The sequence below is a fragment of the Alicyclobacillus fructus genome, from assembly GCF_017329605.1.
Taxonomy (GTDB): Bacteria; Bacillota; Bacilli; order Alicyclobacillales; family Alicyclobacillaceae; genus Alicyclobacillus; species Alicyclobacillus fructus.
This window is the reverse complement of sequence record NZ_JAFMTY010000133.1, coordinates 1-216: the sequence shown is the minus strand read 5'-3', so window position 1 is coordinate 216 and position 216 is coordinate 1. Positions and strand designations below refer to the sequence as shown.

The 216-nt window shown below is 60.6% G+C and carries 1 pseudogene; it reads left to right on the top strand.

Annotated elements, in window-relative coordinates:
• Positions 1-216 (top strand): annotated as a pseudogene (locus tag J3481_RS14580) (IS1634 family transposase); the annotation flags it as partial.

The following is a 216-nucleotide window of genomic DNA, read 5'->3' as shown; positions in this document are numbered from 1 at the left end:
AGGCCGTGCGGCAAGCGGCTCATCTGGACGGGAAGTACCTGATCCGCACCTCCGACGACACGCTGTCGACGGAAGATGTCGCGCTGGGATACAAGCAGCTCCTGATGGTGGAGTCCGCGTTTCGGACGCTGAAGACGACGTTGGACATCCGTCCCATGTATCACCGGAAGGACGAGCGGATTCGTTCGCATGTGCTGCTTTGCTGGCTGGCCTTGT